This is a genomic window from Eubacterium sp. F2, from assembly GCF_046244355.1.
Lineage (GTDB): Bacteria > Bacillota > Clostridia > Peptostreptococcales > Anaerovoracaceae > Aminicella.
In genome coordinates, this window is sequence record NZ_CP176393.1 from 359,612 (window position 1) to 371,780 (window position 12,169).

The 12,169-nt window shown below is 49.5% G+C and carries 8 protein-coding genes; 2 read left to right on the plus strand and 6 right to left on the minus strand.

Annotated elements, in window-relative coordinates:
* Nucleotides 1-14 precede the first annotated feature (14 nt).
* Nucleotides 15-1,313 (plus strand): D-alanyl-lipoteichoic acid biosynthesis protein DltD, encoded by a 1,299-nt coding sequence (gene dltD / locus ACI77B_RS01415; RefSeq protein ID WP_409337041.1) that lies wholly within the window; start codon nucleotides 15-17, stop codon nucleotides 1,311-1,313.
* 568 nt (nucleotides 1,314-1,881) lie between these two features.
* Here dltD and ACI77B_RS01420 read toward each other — a convergent pair.
* The 6 genes from ACI77B_RS01420 to ACI77B_RS01445 all read right to left on the minus strand — a co-directional run bounded on the left by ACI77B_RS01420 (nucleotide 1,882) and on the right by ACI77B_RS01445 (nucleotide 10,471).
* Nucleotides 1,882-3,093, minus strand: coding sequence for a MalY/PatB family protein (locus ACI77B_RS01420; protein WP_409337042.1), 1,212 nt, complete (start codon nucleotides 3,091-3,093; stop codon nucleotides 1,882-1,884).
* 181 nt (nucleotides 3,094-3,274) lie between these two features.
* Complete coding sequence (locus ACI77B_RS01425; protein ID WP_409337043.1) at nucleotides 3,275-4,447, minus strand: aldo/keto reductase; 1,173 nt, start codon at nucleotides 4,445-4,447, stop codon at nucleotides 3,275-3,277.
* Between the two features lie 356 nt (nucleotides 4,448-4,803).
* Entirely contained in the window at nucleotides 4,804-6,168 is a 1,365-nt protein-coding gene (locus ACI77B_RS01430; protein WP_409337044.1) for a peptide MFS transporter, read from the minus strand.
* 329 nt (nucleotides 6,169-6,497) lie between these two features.
* Nucleotides 6,498-7,388 (minus strand): proline iminopeptidase, encoded by an 891-nt coding sequence (gene pepI / locus ACI77B_RS01435; RefSeq protein WP_409337045.1) that lies wholly within the window; start codon nucleotides 7,386-7,388, stop codon nucleotides 6,498-6,500.
* 151 nt (nucleotides 7,389-7,539) lie between these two features.
* Complete coding sequence (locus ACI77B_RS01440) at nucleotides 7,540-8,634, minus strand: M24 family metallopeptidase (RefSeq protein ID WP_409337046.1); 1,095 nt, start codon at nucleotides 8,632-8,634, stop codon at nucleotides 7,540-7,542.
* A gap of 415 nt (nucleotides 8,635-9,049) precedes the next feature.
* Nucleotides 9,050-10,471 (minus strand): ISLre2 family transposase, encoded by a 1,422-nt coding sequence (locus ACI77B_RS01445; RefSeq protein ID WP_409335832.1) that lies wholly within the window; start codon nucleotides 10,469-10,471, stop codon nucleotides 9,050-9,052.
* Between the two features lie 601 nt (nucleotides 10,472-11,072).
* Here ACI77B_RS01445 and ACI77B_RS01450 point away from each other — a divergent pair.
* Nucleotides 11,073-12,137, plus strand: coding sequence for a GNAT family N-acetyltransferase (locus ACI77B_RS01450; protein ID WP_409337047.1), 1,065 nt, complete (start codon nucleotides 11,073-11,075; stop codon nucleotides 12,135-12,137).
* Nucleotides 12,138-12,169: the final 32 nt, after the last annotated feature.

A 12,169-nucleotide genomic window follows, 5' to 3' on the forward strand; every position in this document is an offset into this window, starting at 1 on the left:
AGAAGTCACGTATTATGAAGAAGTTAAAAGCGTTTCTGATCGCGTTCGTACTGTTTCTGGCCTTTGCCATCGGTCTTCACGCATACTGCCTTTCGCAGGGCCTGAAGAGCAGCGACCCGGATTTTGGAAGCTGGTACAGCCAGTATAAAGATATTTCCTACAATGCGCTTGATCAGAACATCACGAAAAAAGATATGTTCGTCTTTGGTTCGTCAGAATTTGCGCATGGAAGGAACACACCCTTCCATCCGGCCAATTTTTTCCGCGGCACCGGTGTCCATCTGGTCACGGTGGGAGGTCCGTTCAATCAGACCCTCTTCCATACCATCGCCCTGGGCGCGCTGGAACCGCAGATGAAAAACCGCCGCGTCGTCCTGATGATTTCCCCGTCCTGGTTCCGCACGGCAAAGGGTGTCAGCAGCAAGGGATACGCCCTGCGTTTCTCTGAAACGGAGTATGTCGCCTTCCTGAAGAATAAGGACATTCCCACCGATTTGAAAAAATACGCTGCAAGACGTTCTGTGAAACTGCTGAAGAATTCCCCGGAGCTCCTGAACCATGTCAAACTGTACAACCGTGTCCTGCTGCATATGGGAAAGCCGCGTCCGGCCGATGCCCTGGCCTATAAAGCGGTTACCATGTACCAGAACGACAAGGATATGATTACCACCAGCGCAGCAATGAAATTCCTGCGCGGCCGGGATCCTGCCTATATTTATCACAAAAAACCGATCGGAAATGGCAGCTTTGACTGGGGCCGCTGGGTCGACAAGGCCAGAAGAATTGCAGACAGAAAATCCCACAACCAGTTTTATATGGATGACCACAGCTGGAAGCTGAAATTCCGCTTTATTTATCCGAGAGCAAAGGGAGTGCACAAGAAAGATTCCCTCTTAAAGTCAAAGGAATACGATGACCTGTACGCATTTCTGGCACTCTGCAAGGCAGAGCATATCCGGCCGCTGCTGATCATCCAGCCGATGAACGGCTACTGGTACGACTACACCGGCATCAACGCCCACGAACGTGCCGCCTTTGCAAAGAAAATCACGAAAATCGCCGGCAGCTGCGGCGCCGAAGTCTACGACCTGACAAAATACGATTATACCCCGGGAATCGACCGCGATTCCGTACATCCATGGGGAGAAGGATGGGTGAAAATCAATGAAGGACTCTACAATTTCTACAACGAAAAACAATATAAAGCAAACGTCGCCGGAACCGGCGAAAGCAGCGCGCAGGCAAACAGAGACCAGCGCGTCAGCCGGCAAAATCACAGCAGCAAGAGCAGAACACAGCAGCGGTCACAATAAAAAGAAGACCTTCAGCAGCAGACTGAAAGCCCTCTTCAAAAGCCCGACCTTCCGCTACACCCTGCTCTTCCTCTCCGCCATGATCCTCCTCTACCTCTTCTCCATGTTCGGGAGCATGCTCACCTCGCCGGGATTTACCTATGCGGAGTTTTAGGGAGACCTAGCCTTGCGACTGGCAAGCTGCGTAAGCAGCGCAGACAGAGCAATGGCAGGTCCCCCGTCAGGGAATCCCAAGAGCGCAAGCCGTCAGGCGCCGCGCGATTGGCTGATTCCTACGGCGCATCCAAGTTCCCTCATGAACACAAGCCAATGGCGCAGTGAGAGTGATGAGGATTCCTTATGCTGGTGCGGCCGGGAGACCGAGCGGCCGCGAAGGTCGATGCGCTGCAAGCTACGGCCTTGTACATTAACAAATATGACGTTCGACTGGCTAGCCGCACGTCGTATGTATCCAATTTCCAATGTCAAATTCGATAGCAAAAAGGCAGATGCACTCCGCACCTGCCTCTTTTTCTGCCTTCATGCTCTTTCAGCGGCCTCTCAACATGCCGCCCACTGCAATTTTCTTTTATAATACGTACTTCTCCAGCCGGTCAAATGCCTCTTTAATCCTGGACAGCGGCAGCGCGAGATTCATGCGGATGCAGTTCTTCTTTCCGAAAATCTCGCCGTCCTGCCAGGCAACGCCGACGTCCCAGCCAGCTTTTTTCAGTTCGTAGATCGTCTTGCCATGCTCTTTGCACCAGCCGCTGAAATCAATGTACAGCATGTATGTGCCCTGCGGCATGGAGACATCTGCTCCCGGAATATTCTCCTTAATATAGGAGACGGCATATTTTACATTTTCTGTCAGCACCTCGCGAAGCTCATCGACCCACTCGCGGCCTTCCTCAGAATAGGCGCCCAGAAGTGCATGCATGGACATGACATTCATGTCATTCAGATGCGTTCTTTTCAGTTCAGCCAGATAGCGGTCTCTCAGCAGCTTATTGTAAATAATGCTGTAGCTGCCGACCAGTCCGGCCAGATTGAAGGTCTTGGAAGGCGCGTACAGGGCGATGGTTCTCCGGCGGGCGTCCTCGTTCACGCTCTGGGTCGGAATATGATGATTTCCGTCCAGAATCAGATCTGACCAGATTTCATCCGCGATGACATAAACCTGATTTCTGCGGTAAACATCCATCGCCTTCTCGATTTCTTCTCTTTCCCAGACACGGCCCGTCGGATTGTGCGGAGAGCAGAAAATCGCCGCATGAATATTATTCTCCTGGATCTTCTTCTCCATATCCTCATAATCCATGCGCCAGACGCCATTTTCATCCTTCTTCAGATCAGAATGCACAATCTTATAGCCGTTCGGCTTCAGCGTATTGGTGAATCCGATGTAGGTCGGACGATGAACCAGAACCGCGTCTCCAGGGCCGCACAGCACCTTCAGCGCCGCCGCAACTCCGCCGAGCACACCGTTCAGATAGTCGATATGGTCCGCCGACAGGTTTTCCACCTTGTTCCTGTCCTTTTGCCATGAAATGATCGCGTCATAATACTCATCCGGCGTCATATAATAACCGTAAGCCGGGTGTTTCGCGCGCTCAATCATCGCCTGCGGAATCGTCGGCACAGTCGGGAAGTTCATATCGGCAACCCACATCGGAATGATGTCGAACCCCTCCTTCGGTGCATCCGGCGCGAAGCCGAAGCCCTTTTTACTGCCGACACTGTCATAAGCCGCGGCATCCTTGCCCCTGCGCTCCAGATAACTTGTAAAATCGTACTTCATTCAATTTCTCCTTTAAATTAATATGCCGCTTCCGTTCCCTTTTGACAAAAAAGACAAGCAAGAGGCCGAAACGGCTGTTTCACCTCACCCGCTGATGCCGATACAGGCCCCTGGCCCGGCACGATGTCTGCCTTTTATTATACCCGGATCCGGCCGGATATAAGCGAAACCTGCTTTCCTGCTACTTCAGCATAAAGTTATTCTCCTCCAGCATGCCGTTTACCTTCTTCAGCAGATCGGTAATCGGCAGATGCTGCGGACATACCCGCTCACATCCGTGACACTCGATGCAGGCAGACGCGCGGCCGAAACCGTCTGTCACGAGGTTGGCATAGTATTCCTGCTCCGGCGACCAGTCCCTTCCCGGGCAGAGGCTTTCTGTGTTATACAGATTGAAATATCGCGGGATCGGAATGTTCTGCGGGCAGTGGTTCTCTTCAATGCAGTAGCGGCATCCGGTGCATGGGATCGCAATCGTATTATGGATAATATCTGCGGCTTTCTTCAGCAGATCCTTCTCTTCCTGATTCAGCGGACGGAAGTTCTGCATATATGAGGTATTGTCCTCCAGCTGCTCCATGTCCGACATGCCGGAAAGCACCACCTTCACCATCGGCAGGCTCGCGGCAAAACGAATGGCCCAGGAAGCCGGGCTCCAGTCCGGATGGCAGTCCTTCAGCATCTTCTCAACCTCTGCCGGGACTTTTGCCAGCGTTCCGCCCTTCACCGGTTCCATGACAATCACCGGCTTCTGATGCTTCTCACAGACCCTGTAGCAGGCTCCGGACTGAATCGCGTCGCTGTCCCAGTCCAGATAGTTAATCTGCAGCTGGACGAACTCCAGGTCCGGATTCTCCGTCAGCACACGGTCGAGATGCTCCGGCGTGTCATGGCAGCTGAATCCCAGATGATGAATCTTTCCTTCCTGCTTCATCTTTCTGGCAAAATCAATCACATGGAACTTCTGCGCCGTCTCGTAATTCGTCTTGTTCATATCATGCATCAGGTAATAGTCAAAATACCTGACATGCAGCTTCTCCATCTGCTCTTTAAAGATTCTCCCGACATCCTCTTCCTTTTTCAGCATGCCCAGCGGCATCTTGCTGGCAATCGTAAAGGAATCTCTCGGGTAACGGTCCACAACCGCCTTTCCCACAGCATCCTCACTCTTGAAATCGTGATACATATAGGCCGTATCGCAATAAGTGAATCCCTGTTGGAAAAAGCGGTCCACCATCTTCTCAACCTGCGGAAGGTCAATCGACGCTTCATCATTTTCATCCGTCTGCGGAAGACGCATGAAGCCGAATCCCAGTTTCATGTTCGGGTCTTCTTTCGTATATTTTCTTTCCATATCACACCACCAATCGTTTAACTGCGATATATTTTTTCGGGACAAAAATCAATATTCAAGGAAGCAGTTTCCCTGCGTTGTTCCCCGGTCGTTTACCATACCGGAAGATAATGATCCTTTATTTTTCCGAACATACAGGAAGCAATCCTGCCACTTCAGCCCGGAATCAGTATTCTGCCCCAGTCGTCAGATCAGTCAGCAAAAAAGCTTAAAAAGGACCGGGCATCTGCCCGGTCCTTTCAGTTGCTCTGCTGACACCCATTCAAGTGTAACATAAAACGCATATTTATTCTCATGTATACACCCTTCAATCCGTCATCAGAACTTATTATTCGCTGTTATGAATGAGCGCTTCCTTAAATCTCGTCAGCGTGGATCCACTTATTGAACTTCTTACCAAACGGCATCAGGAGAACTCCGATTACCAGAATGATAATTGCAAGCAGTCCGTAAGCTTTGATGAAGTCGAACTTGTCCATGAAGTTGTACAGCGGTCCATAGATCAGGCCGGAGAAGAAGATGATCAGCGGCCATACACCGAGCAGAGTTCCCAGCAGGGACTTCGGTGCGTACTTACTGATGAAGGAATTGCCCAGAGGGGAGAACACAACTTCTCCGAGTGTCATAAAGAATGCAGAGAGTGCAACGATCCAAACACCAACTGGGGTCTTTCCACCATGAGCCATAGCTCCGGCAAGTGTCAGTACTGCTACGCAGACACCCAGGACGAAGATTCCGAAACCAGTCTTTGTGAGGAAGGACCAGTCCTTGCCCTTCTTATCCAACGTAGACCAGATCTTCGCAAAGATCGGGCAGAGGATGATGCAGAGCAGTCCGTTCTCTGAATCGAACCAGGATGTCGGCATTGTGAAGTTTCCGATGTTCCAGTTTGCCCATCCGAGACCTCCCATGGAAGCAGGTCCGAACTTGTAGTATACAGGCATGTATACCATGTACCAGATCAGCCAGAAAATGCCGGACAGAATGGTTACCAGAATGATTGCGGCAACACGGTTCTTCTCAACAGATGTGAGCGGAGCCTTTTCTTCTTCAACTTCAGCCTTCTCAGCGTCCTCTGTACGGTTATCAACCAGGAATGGCTTCAGGCCGGCATCGCCCAGGGACTTCTGTCCAATGAGCCACCAAGCACAGTCGATCAGCAGGAAGATTCCGCATACGAAGAACATTCCTCTGTAACCCATCTTGGTCTGTGTTGCAATCAGAGTCAGGAATGTTGTTCCGCAGAAGGAACCGATGTTTACGAAAGAATACTGCCAGCTGAATACAGTGTCGAGGAATTCAGCATCTGCTGCCGGGAACTGACGGCCCTGGATACCGGAAACATTTCCTTTGAAGAATCCGGTTCCGACAGCGATTACGATGATCATGATGATCAGCATGCCCTTGCCGGTTGCTTTCCATGCACAGAAGTAACCGATTGCCATCAGGATTTCGCCCAGCGGAACGAGCTTTCTCGGGCTCAGCCAGTGGTCAGCGATGAAACCACCGATAACCGGTGTGATGTAAGTAAACGCTACCAGGAATGAGGAGAACAGAGCTCCCTGAGACTGGCTTAAACCAAGTCCGCCCTTTGCAGCACTTACTACCATGAAAATTGCGATGCCCCACTTTGCAGCGTAATACGCAAGACGCTCAAATGTGAAGGACAAACTGCAGACGTAAAACCCCATAGGGAACGAGTGCTTTTTCGTCTGTTCCATTGAATAACACCTCCTAAATTGAAATGAATGATTGAAAATGAATAATCTGGATGTTTCCATACTCTTGCTTTCAGCTCACCTGTCCGGCCTTCCGGATGGTTTGCGCATAATCACAAGTAGACTATTAGTTTATCATATACTTATCACATTGTAAATAGAATTTATGCACAGCGAATAAAGAAATTTAGATGCATTTGTGACAAGCTCCGATAAATAACGGTGAACGTGAAGGGGGGTTCAAAAATTACTGCATAATCTTTCAGTATATAAATCAATAAAACGAACAAATCTTCACGTTCATCCGATTATAAACAACTTCAGTTTCCTGATTAGTCGTGCTGGTTCAGCCACTTGATCAGGAGATCAATGTACTTCTCTGTTTCTTCGACGAAGCACATATGATGGGAATGTGTGAAGAGCTCCCACTTGGAATCCGGAATTCCGTCATACATGGTCTTTGCAACGAGCGGTGAGCAGAGATCCTGAATTCCGCTGCAGATGAAAGACGGAATCTTAATCTCGTTCAGACGGTCAACGTACTCAAAGTCTCCCAGTGTGCCGGATGGTACGAACTCGTTCGGTCCCCATCCATAGAGATAAGCCTCGTCGCCGTGCTTCTTCTCTCTGCTCAAGCACTCCGGGGAATCTTCTGTAACCGGATAATCACAATATCTTCTCATATATTCAGCTACGGCAGCATCATAGGCTTCTCCTGTGAAGTCCTGTGTCTCCATAGCATGATGAATGGCCTTCTGCATGTCCTCCGGCATCATCTTGATTCTTCTGAGACCTTCCTGTGCCCAGAGACTGCTGCTCGGATGACCGCTGGAAATAACATAAGATTTTACACCCTTCGGCTGACGCTCGATGGCATAGCAGATCTGCAGCATTCCGCCCCAGGACTGTCCGAGCATATGGCACTCATCCAGATCCAGATGCTTGCGCAGTGCATCCAGCTCGTCCATCCATGTGTCCTGATTCCAGAGCTCAGGATGTCCGTCCAGATAAGACTTTCCGCAGCCGATCTGGTCGTACATAACCAGCTGACGGTCGTCCATATCTGCTACACAGTCCAGAACCTCAAAATAGTTGTGTGTGGATCCCGGGCCGCCATGCAGGAAGACCAGCGGAGCCTTTCCGTTGTCCTTGCGCTCGCCTACAATTCTGTAATACGTCTGGTGACCGAGAAATGGCATATAACCTTCTGTAACCTTTGCCATTGTTTTTCCTCCTAAATATAAGATGAAGATAGAATCAAAATTCATAAACCAGTGGATTATGAAAAAAATTCTCCTGACGGCTGCCGCGCATCAGGAGAATTGCAATCAAAACTTAACCTGAAAGTCAGCGGATCATATCCTCTGTTTCCGACTATTTTCCGTCTGGAACGTCGATCATTTCTTCCTTCGGATAATGGTTCAGAACCTCGCATCCGTCCTCTGTTACGATGACGATATCCTCGATTCTTACGCCGATTCCCTCATCATAGAGGTAAATTCCCGGCTCGATGGAGAATGCCTGACCAACCTGAACGATCTCATCATTTGCAGAAGAAACGTCGCCGACCTCATGGTCCTCAAGTCCGATGGAGTGGCCCAGTCTGTGTGTGAAATACTCGCCATAGCCTTTAGATGCGATGTAATCTCTTGCAGCTGCATCGATGTCGCTCATCTTTACGCCCGGCTTAGCTGCTGCGATACCGCGCTTGTTTGCTTCCAGAACGATATCGTAGATTTCTTTCTGTCTCTCACTGTGCTCGCCGATGAATACAGTTCTTGTAATATCAGAAGCATAGTTCTTCCACATTCCGCCGATATCAAAGATTACGCAGTCACCGTGCTTGCCCTTGGAATCATCTGTGACATGATGCGGGTCAGCAGCACCCTTTGCATAAGCTGTAATCGGGTCGAAGGATACATCTGTGAATCCGACTTCCTTGCAGAGCTCTCTGCACTTGTCGTTCAGCTCGCGCTCTGTCAGTCCCTTAGCGCACCACGGAATCAGCTTGTCCATAACCTCATCGATCTTGGCTGCGGACTCTCTCATTGCCTGCTTTTCGCCTTCATCCTTGATCTGTCTTACTTTGTCGACAATTACGGAACCGTTGACGAACTTGCTGCCGCCCTTGAGCTCCATCAGTCTCAGCAGGAATCTTGCCGGCCAGTTCTTATCAACGCCCATCGGAGCGTCCTTGTCTACAAACTGGCTCAGAATTTCGACGCCGTCCTCTACATCGTCATAGTATGTCAGAGGAACTCCCAGATCTTCTGTCTGCGGGAACAGCTTGTTCAGTACCAGATGATTGTCGCCGTTTACATTGATGTACAGAGCCAGCATTCTCTCGCCCGGAATGATCCACTTACCTGTCAGGTAGAAAATGGATACCGGATCAGAGATAATCATCTGCGGAAGATTCTGTTCCTTCATCTTCTCAACGATTCTGCCCAGTTTCTTAGAATCTAACATTTTGTTCGCCTCCTGAATATTTATTACAGTGCTCATTAACAATATCAATGATACATTTAAGTCAAATAATTGTCAAACATTATGAAAGCGAAGATGGTGTCAAGAGCTAGTGGGAGTTTTTGTTGACAGATCTCCAAGTTGTTTTGTGAGCTGTACGCAGCCTGTGCCTGGAACGCCTCCCGGCTCCCTTCGCGCATGCTCACGCTTCCGACTCCGCCGGCCTTCTCCGGGCTGCGTACCTTCGGACCCGTCCTCGGTACGCCCTGTGTGTCCTGTCACCGTTTCCGTGCATTTCATGCCCGGAACGGTTCCATTCCACACAGCTGTTTCCTTCCCCGGATTCAGGCCGTCGATCGTCTGGCAGCGAGGCGCTCAGAAGTCCAGGCATCAGGCTGCATTACAGTCTCACGTTCAATCAGCTTAGCAGTTCTCTTACTGCTCCACAGCTCTTGATCAGCATCTGAGTTCCGGAAGCTCCGTCCATGACAATAGGCTCTCCGTCAAAAATACTCCAGTCATGCAGTTCTTTTTCCGCATGCTGGATGACACGGTCCGCATATTCAGCGTACTTCTCCCGGAGAATATTCTCAGGCTCTTTTTTCTGCAGATCACTCGCCTTCAGTTCACCGCCATTGATCAGATACACTCTGATGTCACTCAGTCTTCCGAGCCCTTCATCGCTCCATCCCTGCGGCTCACGACTGAACCGTTTCGACAGAATATGACTAACCAGTCCTTCTGTACAGCTTCCCGGCATATCCTTCTTGAAACGATTCACGATTGGCTTCCAGTTCCCATTCAGATAGACACCGAATCCGTTGACTTTTTCTGTCAGCTCCTTGTCTTCCTTCGCGTCATCCAGCAGTTCCTGTATGCACCGGTCAGCTCTGCTTTGATCATTTCCCTTCACAGCATCCATGATCACTTTCTTCACTCTTCTCTTTGGAAACCTGACTGCCAGTGACCGAAGGGCCTTCTGGAAATGAAAACCATCCATAACGTGAACTACATGACAAAAATCGTCCAGACCATTCCGGATCCAGTTCCCGCCGTCTCCATGCAGCACGATTTTCTCCAGCACATCCATGTCATATTTCTTCTCGATAAATCCCTCTACCGTCTTCCACAGACGTCTGGTATTGAACTCTTCATCGACGAAGCTTACCGGCTCTACCGTCGCATTCCGATGGGTGCCGATCATCCGGATTCCTTCTGTCACTGTCACCAGTGGCACGATTCTGCTCCGTTTTCCGGGCTTCTTTCCTGCTTTCTGCATGTGCACGTGATCCTCGTCAGCAAAAACATGGAGCACACTGACCTTTCGCTTCACCTCTGGTACTGCGGTCTCTGGAACATTCACCTTCATGATACAGTTCCTTACCGTTTGTCTGCTCAGTTCACCTCCCGTCACGATCTCAGAACTCTTCGCATAGGATACACAGGCTGCATTTTCAGCCAGCTTCTTTCCTACGACCCGGTCAACACGTTCATACTTTGGCAGTCCAAGAATCTCATCCAGAAGAAACCGGTGCTTCCCGCTGTTCTTGTCATAGTAATAGCTCCGTTCGATCCCGATCGTCCCAAATTCTGTATAAATTGTCCGTTTCCTGCCTCTGGCTTTGATCGTGAGTCCGAGTTGTTTCCGGCCAGCTTTGTCATTCCTCAATTCCTGATCAAATCCCTCTGCTGCCGCACGAATGAACCTGGCGGTTGTTTCCCTGCAGTACTTCATGAGTTTTGCGCTGGTTTCCTCCCAATTCATTCCTTCGTGAGGTTTTAGTGTTTCCAGAATATTTTCCAGGAATTCAGCTGCAATTTCATGTATAATAGATGGCATAGGGATCTCCTTTCGAGTGCATAGATGTAATTTCTTCACTTTTATCTTAGCACTTGGAGATCCCTTTTCCAGTTTCTAAACTCCCACTAATACTTTACACCCTCGAAAGCGAAAATACTGAAAAATAAAAGTATACATGATCTCAATAATATACAACTCTATACATTAATTTTCATGTTGTTTATTTCCATGCCCGATTTATTCCCGTTCATTTATTTTTCAATACTTTCTCCACATTCAGAAAATCTATAGCACCCCGGATTCTATACCGCATTCCAGTCATTTTTCCATACCCGGTAATTTGTTTTTCAGCCCAAAACCTGCGTCAATATTTCATGCTTTTATACCACGTTATATACCAAAGTTCACCAAAAATTTACATCTCTATGTACATTATTTTCATTTCTATGGCATGTTTCGCCGTTTGCTTTATCAGACTAAAGTTTCCGTGCAAAACAGGTACTTTTTTACTGTTTGTGACCAGGTTTTTTCGCCTTGCATGCTGTCATCCTTCTGCGTATACTACTCTATAATATGAGACTGCCGTTCAGAAATTCATCATGACACGGCATCGCTTTAACGCATTAAAGGAGTTTTATTCATGAATATACATCCATATACTTCCAGCGAATCCGATGATTTTTATCACATCTGGAATGCCTGCTTCGGTGATTCTCAGGGAATCATCGACGAATTTTTGAACGCCTTCCGGGGAAACATCCGGAAATTCACACTGACCGGCCAAGGAAATCAGGTCTGCGCCGCACTGACCCAGTTTCACATGGGGACTCTGTCAGAACTCAGCACAGCTTCCCATGCAGCTGATATTTCCGCTGTTCCGGTACAGATCAGCTACGCCATCGGCACCGATCCTCTTCAGCGCGGCCATGGATACGGCTCTGCCATCACCCAGTACGCCGCAGAGCAGGCAGAAAAAGACGGAGATCTCTCCGTTCTTTCCCCGGCTGACCAGGGCCTGGTAAACTTCTACCGCCCGCTGAACTACCTTCCCTTCTTCTATAAAGAAGAACTGACCGCAGAGGCCGCCGCTGCAGATGAAGGGACTGTCCGGAATCTGGATATCCGTCCGCTTTCCGCAGCAGAATACAATGATCTTCGCGAAAATTTCCTTTCCAACCGTCCGCATATCTTTCTGTCCGATCAGGCACTTGCCTACGAATCCCTCTGTGCCGGCGCAGAAATGCCGGAAGGATCCTCAGAATTGCTGACCGGACTGTCCGCGGGAAAACCAACAGAAAACGCTGCAGACAGCTTTCCGTCATCCGGATTTTTCCACTGCACAGCGCCGCTGTCCTGCATATTTACGGTCGAGCCTGCAGAAGACAGCGATCTTCTGTACATTCCAGAGCTTCTGGCAGAACGTGAACAGAATAAGGAAAGACTTACAAGTGTTCTTTCTCTTTTTTCTGCCTTCTTCCATAAATCCCACGCCTTCTGCATGACTCCTGCCGGAAAAGGGTCTGACACTGCCCTGGTGCACGGCATGGTGCACATTCCAGATACTCCGGAGGCCGGTGCAGAAGCAGAATCGGAACACCAGCAGGAACATGCCGCCGCACAGAAACTGACGGAAGCCCTGCAGATCATTCAGAAACCCTCTTCCCGTCAGCCGCTTCCCGCCTGGCTCGGTTTTGCCTTTGACTAATCCATCATCTTCCGCGCCGCCTGCAGCGGCGC

Excerpts from the sequence above, each read along its gene's own strand:
- dltD (WP_409337041.1), top strand. The coding sequence starts at position 15 with ATGAAGAAGTTAAAAGCGTTTCTGATCGCGTTCGTACTGTTTCTGGCC.
- ACI77B_RS01420 (WP_409337042.1), bottom strand. The coding sequence starts at position 3,093 with ATGAAGTACGATTTTACAAGTTATCTGGAGCGCAGGGGCAAGGATGCC.
- ACI77B_RS01425 (WP_409337043.1), bottom strand. The coding sequence starts at position 4,447 with ATGGAAAGAAAATATACGAAAGAAGACCCGAACATGAAACTGGGATTC.
- ACI77B_RS01430 (WP_409337044.1), bottom strand. The coding sequence starts at position 6,168 with ATGGAACAGACGAAAAAGCACTCGTTCCCTATGGGGTTTTACGTCTGC.
- pepI (WP_409337045.1), bottom strand. The coding sequence starts at position 7,388 with ATGGCAAAGGTTACAGAAGGTTATATGCCATTTCTCGGTCACCAGACG.
- ACI77B_RS01440 (WP_409337046.1), bottom strand. The coding sequence starts at position 8,634 with ATGTTAGATTCTAAGAAACTGGGCAGAATCGTTGAGAAGATGAAGGAA.
- ACI77B_RS01445 (WP_409335832.1), bottom strand. The coding sequence starts at position 10,471 with ATGCCATCTATTATACATGAAATTGCAGCTGAATTCCTGGAAAATATT.
- ACI77B_RS01450 (WP_409337047.1), top strand. The coding sequence starts at position 11,073 with ATGAATATACATCCATATACTTCCAGCGAATCCGATGATTTTTATCAC.